Source organism: Hymenobacter sp. GOD-10R, from assembly GCF_035609205.1.
Classification (GTDB): Bacteria; Bacteroidota; Bacteroidia; order Cytophagales; family Hymenobacteraceae; genus Hymenobacter.
On sequence record NZ_CP141184.1, the window covers coordinates 1,326,828 to 1,342,354 of the forward strand.

13 protein-coding genes are annotated in these 15,527 nt (G+C 56.8%); 7 read left to right on the plus strand and 6 right to left on the minus strand.

Annotation, left to right across the window (positions count from 1 at the left end):
• Window positions 1-211 precede the first annotated feature (211 nt).
• From SD425_RS05530 to SD425_RS05550, 5 genes are all read left to right on the plus strand, one after another.
• Complete coding sequence (locus tag SD425_RS05530) at window positions 212-622, plus strand: BlaI/MecI/CopY family transcriptional regulator (RefSeq protein ID WP_324676252.1); 411 nt, start codon at window positions 212-214, stop codon at window positions 620-622.
• Window positions 622-2,967 (plus strand): M56 family metallopeptidase, encoded by a 2,346-nt coding sequence (locus SD425_RS05535; RefSeq protein WP_324676254.1) that lies wholly within the window; start codon window positions 622-624, stop codon window positions 2,965-2,967. Before SD425_RS05530 ends, SD425_RS05535 begins: the two co-directional genes overlap by 1 nt.
• 203 nt (window positions 2,968-3,170) lie before the next feature.
• Window positions 3,171-5,714, plus strand: a complete 2,544-nt coding sequence (locus tag SD425_RS05540) for a DUF5916 domain-containing protein (RefSeq protein WP_324676256.1) — start codon at window positions 3,171-3,173, stop codon at window positions 5,712-5,714.
• Between the two features lie 197 nt (window positions 5,715-5,911).
• A complete protein-coding gene (locus tag SD425_RS05545) occupies window positions 5,912-7,186 on the plus strand; it encodes a TPR end-of-group domain-containing protein (RefSeq protein ID WP_324676258.1) in 1,275 nt (424 codons plus the stop codon).
• Between the two features lie 28 nt (window positions 7,187-7,214).
• Window positions 7,215-7,610 carry a VOC family protein gene (locus tag SD425_RS05550; protein WP_324676260.1) on the plus strand — a complete coding sequence of 132 codons (396 nt, stop codon included), beginning with the start codon at window positions 7,215-7,217 and terminating at the stop codon, window positions 7,608-7,610.
• Between the two features lie 94 nt (window positions 7,611-7,704).
• Here SD425_RS05550 and meaB read toward each other — a convergent pair whose 3' ends face one another.
• Complete coding sequence (gene meaB / locus SD425_RS05555; RefSeq protein WP_324676262.1) at window positions 7,705-8,682, minus strand: methylmalonyl Co-A mutase-associated GTPase MeaB; 978 nt, start codon at window positions 8,680-8,682, stop codon at window positions 7,705-7,707.
• 215 nt (window positions 8,683-8,897) lie between these two features.
• Here meaB and SD425_RS05560 point away from each other — a divergent pair, with 215 nt between their 5' ends.
• Window positions 8,898-10,301 (plus strand): DUF5723 family protein, encoded by a 1,404-nt coding sequence (locus SD425_RS05560; protein WP_324676264.1) that lies wholly within the window; start codon window positions 8,898-8,900, stop codon window positions 10,299-10,301.
• 28 nt (window positions 10,302-10,329) lie between these two features.
• Here SD425_RS05560 and SD425_RS05565 read toward each other — a convergent pair whose 3' ends face one another.
• The 3 genes from SD425_RS05565 to SD425_RS05575 form a co-directional block, all read right to left on the minus strand.
• Entirely contained in the window at window positions 10,330-11,421 is a 1,092-nt protein-coding gene (locus SD425_RS05565) for a WD40 repeat domain-containing protein (protein ID WP_324676266.1), read from the minus strand.
• Window positions 11,422-11,534: 113 nt separating this feature from the next.
• The gene (locus SD425_RS05570) at window positions 11,535-12,236 is read right to left on the minus strand and encodes an outer membrane beta-barrel protein (protein WP_324676268.1); all 702 of its coding nucleotides are present in this window, start codon (window positions 12,234-12,236) and stop codon (window positions 11,535-11,537) included.
• Between the two features lie 106 nt (window positions 12,237-12,342).
• Window positions 12,343-12,879, minus strand: coding sequence for a CoA pyrophosphatase (locus tag SD425_RS05575; RefSeq protein WP_324676271.1), 537 nt, complete (start codon window positions 12,877-12,879; stop codon window positions 12,343-12,345).
• A gap of 112 nt (window positions 12,880-12,991) precedes the next feature.
• On the opposite strand from SD425_RS05575, the gene SD425_RS05580 reads away from it, so the two are divergent.
• Window positions 12,992-14,137 carry a geranylgeranyl reductase family protein gene (locus SD425_RS05580; protein ID WP_324676272.1) on the plus strand — a complete coding sequence of 382 codons (1,146 nt, stop codon included), beginning with the start codon at window positions 12,992-12,994 and terminating at the stop codon, window positions 14,135-14,137.
• A gap of 28 nt (window positions 14,138-14,165) precedes the next feature.
• Here the strand turns inward: SD425_RS05580 and SD425_RS05585 are convergent, their stop codons facing one another.
• Window positions 14,166-14,600 (minus strand): META domain-containing protein, encoded by a 435-nt coding sequence (locus tag SD425_RS05585; protein WP_324676274.1) that lies wholly within the window; start codon window positions 14,598-14,600, stop codon window positions 14,166-14,168.
• A 125-nt stretch (window positions 14,601-14,725) separates the two neighbouring features.
• The gene (locus tag SD425_RS05590) at window positions 14,726-15,517 is read right to left on the minus strand and encodes an SDR family oxidoreductase (RefSeq protein ID WP_324676276.1); all 792 of its coding nucleotides are present in this window, start codon (window positions 15,515-15,517) and stop codon (window positions 14,726-14,728) included.
• Window positions 15,518-15,527: the final 10 nt, after the last annotated feature.

Below are 15,527 nucleotides of genomic sequence, written 5' to 3' on the forward strand. Positions count from 1 at the left end.
GAACGCAGCAGCTATGGCCGAAATTGCCTCTATCAATGCGGGCGGAACATCGATGAACAGCCGCCCCTGTGCTCTCAGCCTTGGGCGTAAACCTAGCTGATCTGGTGCTTTTAGACATTACGAAATAAATCGTAGAATTTAATTGCATCTACGATTCTATTCGTATATGTTTGACATACGAATCTGTTCGTATCATCTTTTGCCTGTTAGTATGAGTACTTCCCCGCTCCCCAAGCCGACCGAATCGGAACTAGAAATTTTGCAGGTGCTGTGGCAGCACGGCCCAAGCACTGTCCGTTTTGTGAACGACCAACTCAGCCAGAAGCGCGACGTGGGCTACACCACTACATTGAAGCTGCTCCAGCTCATGCTGGAAAAAGGCCTTGTACACCGCGATGATGACAGCCGTACCCACGTGTATCGGTCAGCAGTGCGCCAAGAAGAAACGCAGGGCCTGCTGCTCGACCGGTTTGTAGATACGGCTTTCGGTGGCTCAGCCATGAAGCTAGTGATGCAGGCCCTCGGCAACCGCCACACCTCCCGCGAAGAGCTAGATCAAATTCGGTCGCTGCTCAACGAGATTGAAAACAAAGAAAACAAGAACCCTAACGCAAACGACTAATGAACTGGTTGGAGCAAACTTTTTCGCCGGCGCTCATCCGCGCCCTGGGTTGGATGCTGATTCACTCCGTGTGGCAAGGTGCTGTGGTAGCACTGGCGCTGGCGGGGCTGCTCTTGCTCTTACAGCGGCATAGCGCGCAAGTGCGCTACGTGGCTGCTACGGCTGCGCTGTTTGCGTTGCTGTTCCTTTCATTGGGCACGTTTGCACGCTATTACTATGCGACTCCCGTAACTACCAACATGCCAGCCGCGACCATGCACGCAGCCGGAGTTTCTGCTGTAGGCACGGCCACAGCAAGTAGCACGGCAGTGGTAGCTAGCACCAGTGCGCCGGCTAGGCCGATAAATGCACTGTCTGCTTGGCAACAGTACTTCGAGCGAAACATGCCGGTGCTAGTGCTGGCCTGGGCGCTTGGGTTGCTCGCCATGACGCTGCGGTTATTGGGTGGTCTCGCTTATGTGCAGCGTATACGCCACTACCGGGTGCAGCCACTCTCAGCTGAGTGGGAAGAGCGGCTAGCTATGTTAGCCAACGAAGTCGGGTTGCGCAAGCCGGTGGTGTTGCTTCAATCGATGTTGGTGCGGGCCCCCATGGTAGTAGGGCATTTACGACCCGCTATTCTGCTGCCGCTCGGCGCCATCACTGGCCTGAGCGAAGTACAGCTCGAAGCTATTCTGGCCCACGAGCTAGCTCACATTGTGCGGCGCGACTACCTAATGAACTTCTTACAGTCAGTGGTCGAAACGCTGTTTTTCTATCATCCGGCGGTGTGGTTTATTTCGGCCTGTCTGCGGACGGAACGCGAAAACTGCTGCGACGATATTGCGACTACGCTTTGCGGCAACCCCCTGAGCCTCGCTCGCGCCCTGACGGCCTTAGCTGAACTGAACGCTGAGCCTCGCGTAGTTCCCCAACTCGCTATGTCGGCCATCGGTCCCGACGGTTCGTTGCTAGGTCGCATCAAGCGGCTGGTGCAAGGCCGGGGCACGCCCACATTTGCCGAGGGCTTTTTGGCGGCTTGCGTAGTGATGGTAGGAGTGGGGCTGCTGAGCACAGCAGTCGCGCTGGCTGATCCGCAGCCTGCTACGAAGCTAGGTAGCCTCAGCGAATTGCCGATCAACTTGGAGGAAAGCAGCCTAGCCAAAACGCAAGGCACACCGACACACTTAGTACTGGCGCAACCCGTCATGCTCACACCCGAGCAGGAAGACAGCTTGAAGAAGTCAGGCACGGTCGTTATCAAGAAGGATAAGAAAGGCCGCCTGACTGATTTGTACGTGGATGGCCAGCGCATCGAGACAGCCGCTCCTGCCAAGGGCAAGAAAGGCACCCAAGTAGAAGTGGTGCAGCTGCCCGAGAAAATGGTTGCCGCCAATGATTTGTCTCTTAGCGAAATCACCCGGATGGCCTTGGATGAGGCGCGGCAAGCCCTGAGCAACATCGATATAGACCATATTACCAGCAATGCCCTAAAACAAGCCGAAACTGGCTTGCGAGCTGCCGAGAAAGAAGCCAAGACCGAGGAGGAGCGGCAGACTATTCGGGAAGCACTGCAGGGTTTTCAGGAGCAAAAGCTTTCGACCCAGCAGGAGATGCGCCAGGAGCTGGAAGAAGCACGCCTCGAGCTAGAAGAAAGCAAGCGCGAAGCAACAGAAGCACAACGTGAGAGACTTGACGTGCAACGGGAGGAGATCGAAGCGCGACGCGAAGCGGAAGAAAGTCGCCGCGAAGCGCTGGAAGATGCCTTGGTCGACGCGCTGGAAGATGATGGCTTAATCAGCGACCCAGGCAACTACCAGCTCAAGATCAGCGCCACCGAATTAGTTGTGAATGGTAAAAAGCAGCCCGCCGCGTTGCACAAAAAATACCTAGCCCTCTACGAAAACCAGAGCGGACGCAAACTTACCGGCAACAAATCTTACAACAGCGTACGCAACTCGGTTAGTCATACTTCTTCCTCCTACGCGGAACGGCCTGAGCGTCCAGAAAGACCCGAGCGTCCGGAACGGCCAGAAAGACCTGAGCGTCCAGCCCGCCTAAGTGCGCTGCCTCCGGTTCCGCCAGTTCCACGTGTCCCCCCCCTAGCTTCGGTGCCACCTGTGCCTCCCGTACCGCCGATGCCGCCCGCAGTTGACAGCGACGTTATCCGGGAAGAGCTACGCAAGGATGGTGTACTTGGCAAAAAGGACAAGAGCTTTCAGTTTGAGCTCAACAACAAAGGCCTTTTTGTGAACGGCAAAAAGCAGTCAGAAAGCCTGACCAAGAAGTACCGCGAAATGCTCGACGTACCCGCCAGCACGAACGGTAAATCCTCGCGCAACATCCAGATTTCTGTTAGCGAGTAAGCTGACCTAGCTTTTGAAAGCCGGCTGCTTGAAAGAGTATGCCGGCTTTTTTGTGCCCGTTGCTGTCGATTAGGCAACGGTCGGAACGTCGTGTGCATCTGGGTCTTAGTAACCTCCCAAGCTGCTTACCGCGGCGCAGACGATCCTGCTAGTCACTCTACCACTCTTCCTTATCGCTCCACCTTTCCTTTCTTCCTATTACGATGCGTTTTCGCATTATTCTTATCGCCTTTTTACTGCTCAGTTTCCTTGCTAGCTACGGGCAAAAAGCAACTACTACCGCTACCGCGAAGCTAGCTCCTAAGCGCCAGCTCAACGCGTTGCGAATCACGCAAGCCCCTAAGCTCGATGGAGTGCTTGATGAGCCGATGTGGCAAGAGGCGCCGCTGGCCAACAAGTTCACCCAGTACCGGCCCAATCCAGGTTTGCCCGAAAACCACCCTACCGAGGTGCGTGTGCTCTACGACGATGCCGCCCTCTACATCGGGGCGGTGATGCATGACGTGTCGCCTGACTCTATCTTCCGGGAGCTGAGCCAGCGCGACGACATGAGCAACACCGATTTCTTCGCCGTGTTCTTGGATACGTACCGCGACAAACTCAACGGCTACGGCTTCTTCCTGACGCCCGGCGGCGTGCAGCTGGATGCGCGCTACTCGCCCGCGGGCGGGGAAGACTTTGGCTGGAATGCCGTGTGGGAAAGCCGGACCGCACTGCACGGCACCGATTGGGTGGCCGAACTGCGCATTCCGTACTCCGCTATCCGCTTCAGTGCGGCGCCTGAGCAGGTGTGGGGGCTCAACTTCATGCGCCGGCGCCGCAGCACCAACCAAGATTTTCTCTGGAACGAGACCAAGCCCGAGGTCGATGGCTTCGTGAACCAGTGGGGCGAGCTAGCGGGCTTGCGTGACCTGAAGCCACCGTTGCGCCTCTCGCTCACGCCCTACGTGTCGACCTACGTCAACCATTATCCCTACCAGGAGCAGGGCACGCGCAACACCAGCACGAGCTTCAACGGCGGCGCCGACGTGAAGTGGGGCATCAACGAAAGCTTCACGCTCGACGCCACGTTAGTGCCGGACTTCGGGCAGGTACAGAGCGACAATCAAGTGCTGAACCTCTCGCCCTTCGAAGTGCAGTACCAAGAGAACCGCCAGTTTTTTACCGAAGGCACGGAGCTGTTCAACAAAGGCAATCTGTTCTACTCGCGGCGGGTAGGGGCACAGCCTATTGGGTTTTCGGAAGCGGAAAACCAGCTGCGCGATGGTGAGAAAGTGGTCAGCAACCCCGGCGTAACGCGGCTGCTGAACGCCACCAAGGTTTCGGGGCGCACGAGCAAGGGGCTAGGCGTTGGCGTGTTCAATGCGCTATCCAACAACGTGTACGCCACGCTGCGCGACAGCTTGGGTGCCGAGCGGAAGGTGCTGACGCAGCCGTTTGCCAACTACAACATCTTCGTGCTCGACCAGTCGCTGAAGAACAACTCGTACGTTTCGCTCATTAACACCAACGTGACGCGCACCGGGGCTACCTACGATGCCAACGTGACCGGGGGCTTGTTCCGCTTTGCTAACAAGAGCAACTCCTACGCTCTAGATGGGCAGCTGGTGTACTCGCGGCGGCGTGGGCAGGCCTTCAACTCGGAAGCGCCGATCGACGACCAGAACGGCTATAAGTACTCGCTCGGCTTTGGTAAGATCAGCGGCAACTTCACCTGGAAAGTGCGGCAGGGCATTGAGTCGAATAGCTACAATCCCAACGACCTAGGTATCCTGTTCGGCAACAACAACATCACCCAATCTATCGACCTGAACTATAACAAGTACAAGCCCTTTTGGAAGGTGAACAACATGTACACCTACTATGGCGTGACCCAATCGCTGTTGTACAAACCGACGCGCTACCAGGACGTAACTTTCTATGCAGGTGGCAACACCACATTCACGAAGAGCTTCCGAACGGTTGGTGCCGACCTCGACTACGCGCCCGCCACGCACAACTTCTACGAGCCGCGCACCTCGCCATTGGGTGAATATTACGTGCGAGTGCCGGCTAACATCGGCGCTGCGGCCTTTGTCTCCTCCGACGCCCGGAAGAAGCTAGCATACGACGTGAACGTACGAGGACGCTGGCACGCCAACGATGGCAACCGCACCGGCCGCACCGGCTACGACGTGAGCCTGAGCCCGCGCTACCGTATAAGCAACCAACTCACGTTTCGCTACGATTTGAGTTGGGGCGTGCGCCAGAACCAGATTGGCTACGCTGGCGCCCTGAACCAAGACGAGCCCCTTGACGTGGACTTCATGAACGCACCTTTGCTAGGTCGGCGCCGGGTCGTGACCATCACCAACACATTGTCGGGCGCTTACACCTTCAATAACCGCATGTCGTTCACGATTCGTATGCGCCACTATACCAGCACCGTGCACTACCGCGACTTCAGCAGCCTAGGGGAAGATGGCAAAGAAACACCCGCCGACTATCGCCGCAACCGCGACACGAGCTTCAACGCTTTCAACGTGGACGCGGTGTTTTCGTGGTGGTTTGCACCCGGCTCGCAGATGAGCGTAGTGTGGAAAAATGCGGGCTCTAGCTTTCTGGAAGCCAACGAAGCGACGCCGCTCTACTTCAACAACCTAAGCAACACGATGAACACGCCGCACAATAACTCGTTGTCGGTGAAGGTGCTCTATTACCTAGATTACTTGGCCGTGAAGCGCATGCTGCCGGGTGCGAAGAAGTAGGGAGGCTAGGACCTCTAATCCTCGAGTGTGGACCGCAAAGTCCCAGCGCTTTTCTCTGCTCAGCAGGAAGTGCTTTTTTGCTGGCAGTCTTCACACCTAGGGTGAACTTGGTTGAAATAGGTTTGTTCTTTACCTATCAGCGTGATTAGTAAGTCACTGATCTGCTGAGGGAGGTGCCGCCAGGCAGAATGAATTCTATGACCAAGAAGAGTGTCGCAGTAGTGCTCTTACTGCTTGTGGCTGCCGTAGGCTACGGGCAGCCGAGTACGATGCGTCTGGATAGCTTGCAGGCACAGACGCGCCGAGCAATGAGAACCAATGATCTGATAAAAGGGGCCAGTCTCTACCAGCAGCAAGCGGAAGTTGAAAAGTACCAGACGGCCAAGGCCAACGCGCATTATAACGCTGCCTGCGCTTACGCCCGGGCCAGCGCCGTTGAGCAGGCACTAGCCGAACTGAAAGCCGCGGCTAAGCTAGGTTGGCACAACGTGGCGCTGGCTAAGGAAGACGATGATCTGGTCAGCCTAAGACAACTTCCTGAATTCAACGCCATCCTACGGCGGATGAGCAAAGTGGAGGCGAAGCAGCTCAACCCAAGAAAGGCAAAGTTGGTGACCAGCGACATTGATTTGTTCTGGAAAGCCTACGACGCTACGCTCAAAAACCCAGGGTTGAAGGAGGAAATATATCAGCAGCAGTACTTCGACAAAGGCACCGTTGGCTTGCAGGATTATTACCTGAGTAAGATCCGGTCCACGCACTTGTTCGTGAAAAACCTAGACAGCAAGCGTGCCTTTTACCCCGCCATCCGATCTAATACGGAGCAGGTGGCGGCCATGAAAAAGCAGATTCGGGCTGGCTTTATTAAGTTAAAAGAGCTGTATCCGCCGGCCTGGTTTCCGAGTGTGTACTTTGTCATCGGGCGCTTCAACGCCGGTGGCACGGTTTCCGGCAACGGCATGCTCATCAGCGCCGACATGGAAGCGCGCTCCGCCGCCACACCGCTCGGCGAGCTGACGCTGTGGGAGCGTAACAACCTAGGGGCCCTGGATGAACTTCCCGCAATTGTGGCGCACGAGCACATCCACATCATTCAGAAAAAGCCCAAGGGCCGAACCTTGCTGCAAGGTGCTATTCACGAGGGCATGGCCGACTTCCTAGCCGAGCTAATCACGGGCAAAAACCCAAACGCTCGTTTGGCAGCGTACGGCAATCAGCACGAGAAAGAGCTCTGGGTTAATTTCCAGCAGGAAATGGCCGGTACCAGTTGGCGCAATTGGATTGCCAACGGCGACCAAGAAACTCCCGAGAAGCCTGCTGACCTGGGGTATTATATGGGCTACAAAATCTGCCAAGCCTACTACGAGGAGCTACCGGATAAGAAGCAGGCCATCTACGACATGCTGAACATCGAAGATTATCCGGCTTTCTTGGCGAAGAGTCGCTACGAGGAAAAGCTAGCTTTGCGCTAACATTCTCCTTATCAAAGTCCCTTTTCTCATGGCTCAACACATCGGCCGCGTTACGCTCATCGTGCGCGATTATGACGAAGCAATTGCCTTCTACACCCAAAAGCTAGGTTTCCAGCTTCTGGAAGATACGAACCTAGGTGGTGGCAAACGTTGGGTGGTTGTAGCTCCTGCGGGCGCTGCAACGGGCTTACTGTTGGCGCAAGCCGCCGATGAGGCTCAAGCCGCCTACATTGGCAACCAGGGCGGTGGCCGGGTGTGGCTGTTCCTGCACACCGACGATTTCTGGAGCGACTATAACCGCATGAAAGCGGCCGGCGTGCGGTTTCTAGAAGAACCCAGAGTGGAGGTTTACGCTACGGTGGTCGTCTTAGAAGATCTGTACGGTAACAAGTGGGACTTGCTGGAACCAGCCAAAACGGTGTAGCGCGAAGCTCCCGCTTCGCGTGTCGTTGAACGACAATCGTTGCGACCACCTTGGGTGCTAGTCGTTCAACGCTGCACGAAGCGGGAGCTTCGCGCTACAGCCCTAACAGTTCGCCGGCGGCACCGAAGGCCGATTTCTGGCCGCTTATTACTTGCTGGCGGATAGCAGCTAGCTGCGCTTGCACGTCGGGGCGGGCGTAGAAGCGTTCTTCCAGGCCGTGCCGAATGGCTTCGTGGAGCCAGTGCAGGTTTTGCGCTTGGCGACGCCGCTGGAAGTAGCCGCTGGCTTGGGTTTGCTGCATGTATTGCTGCACAACATCCCACACTTCCGGTACGCCCACGCCGCTCACGGCTGAGCTAGTCGTCACGACGGGTTGCCAGCCCGATTCGGTGGCCGGAAACAGGTGCAGGGCGTTCTGGTATTCGCGGCGGGCACGGCGGGCGGCTAGCTCGTTGCCGCCGTCGGCTTTGGTGATGGTCACGGCATCGGCCATTTCCATGATGCCCTTTTTGATGCCTTGCAGCTCGTCGCCGGCGCCAGCCAGCATGAGCAACAAAAAGAAATCGACCATGCCGTGCACGGCTGTTTCGCTCTGGCCTACCCCCACGGTTTCCACAAAAATAACGTCGTAGCCGGCTGCTTCGCACAGAAGCATGGCTTCGCGGGTGCTGCGCGTGACGCCACCCAACGAACGGCCCGCCGGCGACGGGCGGATGTAAGCGGCCGGATGCGCCGCCAGCTGGTTCATGCGGGTTTTGTCGCCCAAGATGCTGCCGCCGCTACGCTGGCTCGTGGGGTCGACGGCTAGCACGGCTAGGTGCTTGTGCTGCTCATTGACCAAAAACAGTCCTAGCGCTTCAATAAACGTGCTTTTTCCTACACCAGGCACGCCGGTAATACCCACGCGCACCGACTTGCCCGCATGAGGTAGCACTTGGTCAAGGACCTGCTGGGTGAGGGCTTGGTCGGAAGCTAGGGTGCTTTCGGCTAGCGTAATCGTTTGGCTCAGCACAACGCGGTTGCCGGCGAGAATGCCATCGGCGTATTGAGCGGCGGTGAAGCGTTTGGCCAAGGAGTAAAAGTATTAGGGCGAAAGAACGTGTACGAGGAGGCTAGTAGCTCAGGTTCCTTGATCTGTGAGTAGTTGACCGAAAAGCTAGCGTAATAGAAGTACTATTTATTCTATGCTTTTCAATAAATTGTCCGCTGATGCACCGTGCGGCACTAGCTAAAAGTAGCAGATTACCTGCGCTTCTGAGTGCTTCTCTTCTCCTGAACCCACCTACTATGAACAAACGCTTTACGCTGTTGCTAGCCACGCTGGGGCTGGTTTCTCCCACCCTTTTGCACGCCCAAAACGAGCTCGGTAACTTTTCGGCTACTGGCCGCGGTGGGGTCATCAACACCTTTGCTACCGATTACCAGGCCGTTGGCGTTAATCCGGCTAACCTAGGTCGGGCGGGCGGGGCGCGGGTGGCCTTCACGATAGGAGAGATTAGCGCGGCGGCTAACTCTCAGTCACTCACCCGCGACCAACTCAAAAGCTTTGTTTATGACCGCGACCAGAAGCTGACGTTAGCCGATAAGCAGGGCTTGGCGCGCTCATTCACTTCTGATAATGCGCTTAATGTGAATGCCGGATCTACGGCGTTTGGTCTATCCGTACAATTGCCCGTGATTGGCGGCATTGCTGTGAGCAGTCGTCAGCGCGTAGTGGGGCACGTAGAGTTGAATAAAGACGCCGCCGAGCTCTTGTTCCTAGGCAGCCAAGCACCCATTTACGCCAACTACGACCCCAACAGTGGGAAAGTACCCCTGATTTCGGAAGTGCTGGCGGGCTCGGCCGTGCAGGCTTCCTTCCTGAACGAGTATAACATTGCTTGGGGTAAGAAGCTCCTTGATCTGCCGGCTTTTCAGCTGTCGGCGGGTGTGGGCTACCGCTACGTGCAAGGATTTGGCGTGCTGGATATTCGAATTCAACCCGGCGACCTAAAGGCGTACAGCTCTTTGTCGCCGGTGTTCAACATCGACTACAGCAGCATCAGCGCTGGCAACCCAAACTTCAACGCGCAAGTAGATGGCGGCTTGGAGAAAACCGGCAAGGGCCACGGCTTCGACCTAGGAGCAGCGGCCGAAATCGGTAAAATGATACGTGTTGGCTTGTCCGTCACCGACATCGGCCACATGACCTGGGAAGGCAATTTGCTGTCGGCCAACGACCAGAAGCTAAAAAAGCTAAACTCGACTGGGGTAGGCACTTACAACTTCTTTAAGGAAGCGTCCGAAATCCTAGCTTCCGGCACCGACAGCTTGTTTCAGTACCAAGCTGGCCAAGCCCGTCGCGCCAACCTGCCGACCAAGCTGCGCGCCGGTTTTGGCGTGCGTATCAGCGAGTTTCTCGAAACCGGCCTCGACGTGACGCTGCCGCTTAACAGCGTGGCCGGCAACTACGTCTCGCCTTACGTGGGCGCGGGCATTGACTATAGCCCCAAGCGCTGGTTGCGCCTGAGCAGTGGCCTAGCAGGCGGCGCCGGGTCACGGTTGAGCGTGCCGCTGGGCATCACCTTCGTGAGCAAAGTGTATGAAGCCGGCTTCAGCACTCGCGATGTGCCCGGCCTGCTCACGGCAAAGAACCCGTACTTGTCGGTAGCTATGGGCGTGCTACGGTTCAAATTTGGTAAGGCTGATTAAGCCCGTAAGCACGCGCTCCGGTACGTGCCTACGGATTGCGGAGGAAGATGGGCAACCCTAGCTTGCTGCGGCGACCACCGAGGTTCAGGCCGTCATCAAGGTAGTTGCAGGCTTTGCCAGTTGCGTTGGGGTTTTGAATAACGCCTAGGTACGGGTTGTCCTCGCGGGCCACATAGATTTTGCCATCGGGGCCGAGCTGGAGGCTGCCTACTTTGCGGTTGGCGGAGTTGCCAACGGGCGTTGCTTTGTTGGTAGCTAAGTCAAATTGCCACACTTGGGCATTGCCGCCGCCAGTTCCGTTGCTACTGCCGTAGAGCTTAGTGCCATCGGGTGAAAACTCAACTCCGTAGGCTTCTTCGTACGGCCCAAAGGAGCGCGGCTTGCTGACTTGGCCCGTGCGCCGGTCGAAGTTGAACACTTCAAACTTGTTGCTCTCCCGCCACAAGGCACTAGCTAGCTTGGTGCCATCCGGCGAGAACTTAAGGCAGCCAATAGCGTTACGGCCCGGCCCGGCGTTCATGCTGCCCACGTTGCTCATCACCGGCTTGCCTGTCACTCCATCAGCCGTGACGAGGTAAGCTACAAAAGCGTTGGAGTTCCAGCGGTGCGCTAGCACCCACACGTCGCGCCCATTCTGGTGACGCACGGCCGCTAGCTTTTCAGCCACAGGCGTGATCAGCAGCAAATTGGCGCGGGGCACGTCGCCGAGGCCATTGTCGCGCGTCATGTCTACCACGGAGTAACGCAGGCCGTTCACGCCACCCTGCGGCGCCGTGGTAAAAACGTAAAACACGTTACCGCTGCCTGGGTCGGGCACAACGAGGGCGCTTTGCGTGCTAGAGCCGCTGCCCATCAGCTTGCGGCCATTGGGCATTACCTGGTGCTGGCGGTTGAGGATGTTTTCGCCGTTGGTGTAAAACAGCAGCTGGCCACGGCTGGTAGTAGCTACAGCGCTGCCCTCGTAGGTGGTCATTTTGCTGTCGAGCAGAGGAGTAGGCTGCACATCGGCAAAGGAGAGGCCCGCTTGCTGGCCAAAATACCAGATAGAATTTTCGCGTTGCGCTTGGGCCCGAAAGCCAGGCAAGCTCAGCAGCAAAAGCAGCAAAAAACGGTAACGCATAGGAGGGAGCAGGGAGAAAGAGCTAGTGCCAACAGGGAGCTAAGGCTACAAACGTAAGCCGTACCCTGAATCTTACAAACTATTCCTATTCCCGAAAGCCGTGCCGAAAAGTCTTAATCAGCAAGTGCGGGAGCCCGATAAAATCGGTAGCCCACCTCCAAGATGATCTGTTGCAAGTTTTGGTGCAGATAATGTTGTTGCTGCTGAAACTGAATCGTGCGCCGGTACTGCGTGAGGCCCCACTCGTAGCGGGCATTGATATCGAGCCGCCAGATACTCACGCCAGTGCCGGCTTGAAGCGCCGCCTGCACACGAGCCGGGGGCTCGGCAAGGGCATCGACAACAGCCTGGACGTCGGGGTTGGTGTCTTGGTACCTATCTGTGTTACGAAGATGATAGCCAAGGCTAGGTCCGGCAAACAAGCGGAGCGGTCCTGCTTGATAACCCGCCAATAAGCGTGCATCTAGGTGCCGGATTTGCTGACTGGCGTAGCTAAACGAGCCGCGGTCATAAGCTATTCCTATGGGTGTGGCTAGGGTTGAAACGTAGCCGACTTCTGGCTGTGCATACCAACCACCCCGCCCCACTTGCCAGCGGCCAAAAAGCGTGATGCCGTTTCCCGTTTCATCATTCGACTGATCGAATTGCGGGTCGATGGTGACCGCCCCTAGTTTGTAAGCCGATTGGCCGGAATGCAGCCGCGCAATGTTGAAGCTGCCGCTCACTCCTAAAGCTTGTAGCTGCTGGCTCTGCGCGGTGCTGGCTAAGCCAAGCAAAAACAGCGCGGCCGTGGTAGTAATAAAGGTTTTTTGCATGATAACGAAAGAATAAAATAGAGCAGATGAGGCACGAAAAGAATAGCAGTAAGGAAGTAATAAATTATTGGTTAACAAATAGAAATAAGCGTGTTAAGGCTCCTAGCTACACATCCCACTCGCCTGCTAGCAGCCTAGGTAGCAGTGGCTGCACAATGAGGTAAGTGGCACCCCAAAGGCGGTGGTCGCCGACCTGAAAAAAGGGAAAGCGAGCTGAAGCGTCCCGGTTAGGCGACCAGAATTCGCCTTCCTGCTGGGTACTAGGGTCGGCGAGGTGGCGCACACTTACTTCCAGTACTTCCGCAATTTCGTGCTCCATGGGCAGCCACGTCACGGGTGGCACAATGCGGCCCAGAAACGGCGTGATGAGGAAGTTGCTGGCGTAAGTAGGGATAGTGGGTAGCGTGTCGAGGATCTGCACATCGGTAGTGGGCAGGCCGGTTTCTTCCCACGTTTCGCGCAGGGCCGTATCGACGAGCGACGCGTCGGTGGGTTCCGGCTTGCCGCCGGGAAAAGCAAGTTGTCCGCCGTGAATACCGAAGTCGCCGCGGCGCACTAGCACGAGTTGCAGTTCGCCAGCGGCATTACGATAAACAGGGACGAGCACGGCGGCTTGGCGGAGAGGAGCAGCAGAAAAACGCATAATAGAAGCAAGAATAACGACAAAAGTAGTGCACTAGCTAGCTCGGCGCTACGGGCTCTTAAGTAGAGGCGGGTACTCGTACCTTTGGTTCCATCCTCCTGCTATACCACCCGTGCCTACTACCTACGACGTTGCCATTATCGGAGCCGGACCCGCCGGCACAGCTTGTGCGCTAGCGCTGCGCGGTAGCGGTCTGCGCGTTGTGCTGCTCGATCGGGCTAAGTTTCCCCGCGATAAAGTATGCGGCGACATCATTCCGAGCCCCGCGTTGAAAGCCTTGCGGATGCTCTCTACGGAGCTGTACGAGGAAGTACTCGCGCTAACCCGCAAAGCCGAAGCCCCCACGAGCTGCCTGATCACGCCCGACGGTCACCAGGTACGGTTTCATTGGAAGGGCCGCACGTTCAACAGCGCCCGGTTGCACTTCGACGAACACCTACTGAACACGGTCAAGAAGCACACGGATGTGTGCGTGCTGGAAAGCAAGCCTGTAGTGGGGGTGGAGCTAGCTTCCGACCACGCGGTGCTGACCACCGCTGACGGCGACTTACTCACTGCACGCCTAATTATCGGCTGCGACGGCGCAAATTCGGTGGTGGCGCGCAAGCTCACGCCGCGCTCTTTCGATCGGACGCGGCACTGCGTGGCCGTACGTGCTTACTTCAGTGGCGTGACCAACATGCCTGACCGCACCAACGAGCTCTACTTTTTGCGCGAATACCTGCCGGGTTACTTCTGGGTTTTCCCGGTAGGTGAGGGCCTGTTCAACGTGGGCTTTGGCATGCTGTCGGCTACCGCAGCGGCTCAGAAGCTAGACCTGAAGAAGGTTTTGCTGGCAATCGTGAAGGAGCATCCCCAAGTCGCCGGACGTTTTGCCGGAGCCACCCAGGTATCGGCTATTGGTGGGGCGGGGCTGCCGCTGGGCGGTACGCCGCGTCCCATTGCCGGTGCCGGCTTTCTGCTAGCCGGCGATGCGGCTTCGTTGGTAGAACCGCTGCTAGGGCACGGCATCGATACAGCGATGCAAAGCGGCATGCTGGCGGCTGAGCAGGCGAAGCGGTGTTTCGCCAGCCAGGACTTCAGCGCCGCTGTTATGCAACACTACACCCAAGCGGTTCAGGAAAAGCTAGGTCGTAAGCTGGCCCGCAACTATTGGCTGATGCGCTTCCTCTCAAATAAGCCGAGAATAGTGAGTGCTAGCTTCCGGTTAGCTAGCAACTCACTCTTGCAGAAGTGGCTCGTGCGCGCTGTCGGCTAATGAAGAAGCTAGTACGAGGTAGCTGTATTTACTCCGGCTGAAATACCAGTTGGGGCTTGGGGCTTTGCCCATCATACAGGCGCAAGCTGCCGTCGGCTACTTCGTAGCGAACAATGGTCGGTAGTGCCGCTAAGTAACGGGCCGCTACCGTCGGGCTGCTGCAAGTAGGGGTGCCTAGGGTCAGCGGCGCTACGCTCATTTGTTGGGTGGCGGGCGTGTACGCAAACTTGCCGTTGAAAGTAGTACAAGTAGCTAGTCCATTTACTAAGTTGTTTGCCCTGAACTCGATGTAAGAATCAGTGTCGTAGCTGTAGCTGGAGGCCATTAGCGGAAAGTCGCCTACGTAGGCTAGCTTCCAGCGGGTATTTAGCAGCGTGCGTCCAGGCGCTAGATCGGAATCCTCCTGACAACTGACGGCTAGCAAAGCAACGCCTGCCAAACAACTGCTAAAGTGTCGACGCATAACCAGTTCTGTAAAGGGAATTTTCTAGGAAGATCAAGCGAACCTACGAAAGGTTGCATGAGCTAACTAGCCTCCGCCAACCATGCAACGAACAGGCTGGTAGCACAAAACACCCAGCGTGCGGCTTACCCAATGCTCCGAATTACGCCACCGTCTACGCGTACGGACGCGCCGTTGGTGGCGGAGGCGAGGGGGCTAGCTAGGTAAACTACCATGTTGGCTACTTCCTCGGTGGTTGCGAAGCGCTGTAGCAACGACGAAGGGCGGGCATGCTGGAAGAAATCGCGCTCGGCCTCTTCTGCCGACTTGCCTTCGGCTGCTAGCTTTTTGATAAAGTCTTGTACGCCTTCCGACGCCGTAGGACCGGGCAGCACCGAATTGACCGTCACGTTAGTGCCTTTGGTAAGCTCCGCTAAGCCACGCGCCACGGCGAGCTGGGCCGTTTTGGTAGTGCCGTAGTGAATCATTTCTTCCGGAATTTGGAGTGCTGATTCGCTGGAGATGAACAGAATACGACCCCAGTTCTCGTTCAGCATCTGCGGGAAGTAATGACGTGAGAGGCGAACACCGCTCAGCACGTTCACCTCGAAAAACCGCATCCAATCCTCGTCGCTGATTTCGACAAACGACTTAGGCTCGAAGATGCCGATGTTATTGACCAAGATGTCAACCCGCGGTACTTCCTGCAAGAGCTGTTGCACCTGATTAGCCTGACCAAAATCGACGGCTACGCCGCGCATTTGAGCATTTGGCGTCTGGCGCTTGATGGTGCTGATAGCGTCTTGAATGCGGGCTTCCGTGCGACCCGTGATGATAATTTGGGCGCCTTCCGCGGCTAGGCCTTGGGCAATAGCAAGGCCGATGCCAGCGGTAGAACCGGTAACAAGTGCTGTTTTGTCGGTGAGTTGAAGGTTCATGAGAACGTGA

Bases quoted from the DNA above. Each gene is read 5' to 3' on its own strand.
- SD425_RS05560 (WP_324676264.1), top strand. From the start codon at position 8,898: ATGAACAAACGCTTTACGCTGTTGCTAGCCACGCTGGGGCTGGTTTCT.
- SD425_RS05590 (WP_324676276.1), bottom strand. From the start codon at position 15,517: ATGAACCTTCAACTCACCGACAAAACAGCACTTGTTACCGGTTCTACC.
- SD425_RS05545 (WP_324676258.1), top strand. From the start codon at position 5,912: ATGACCAAGAAGAGTGTCGCAGTAGTGCTCTTACTGCTTGTGGCTGCC.
- SD425_RS05570 (WP_324676268.1), bottom strand. From the start codon at position 12,236: ATGCAAAAAACCTTTATTACTACCACGGCCGCGCTGTTTTTGCTTGGC.
- SD425_RS05565 (WP_324676266.1), bottom strand. From the start codon at position 11,421: ATGCGTTACCGTTTTTTGCTGCTTTTGCTGCTGAGCTTGCCTGGCTTT.
- SD425_RS05575 (WP_324676271.1), bottom strand. From the start codon at position 12,879: ATGCGTTTTTCTGCTGCTCCTCTCCGCCAAGCCGCCGTGCTCGTCCCT.
- SD425_RS05540 (WP_324676256.1), top strand. From the start codon at position 3,171: ATGCGTTTTCGCATTATTCTTATCGCCTTTTTACTGCTCAGTTTCCTT.
- SD425_RS05550 (WP_324676260.1), top strand. From the start codon at position 7,215: ATGGCTCAACACATCGGCCGCGTTACGCTCATCGTGCGCGATTATGAC.
- SD425_RS05530 (WP_324676252.1), top strand. From the start codon at position 212: ATGAGTACTTCCCCGCTCCCCAAGCCGACCGAATCGGAACTAGAAATT.
- SD425_RS05585 (WP_324676274.1), bottom strand. From the start codon at position 14,600: ATGCGTCGACACTTTAGCAGTTGTTTGGCAGGCGTTGCTTTGCTAGCC.
- SD425_RS05535 (WP_324676254.1), top strand. From the start codon at position 622: ATGAACTGGTTGGAGCAAACTTTTTCGCCGGCGCTCATCCGCGCCCTG.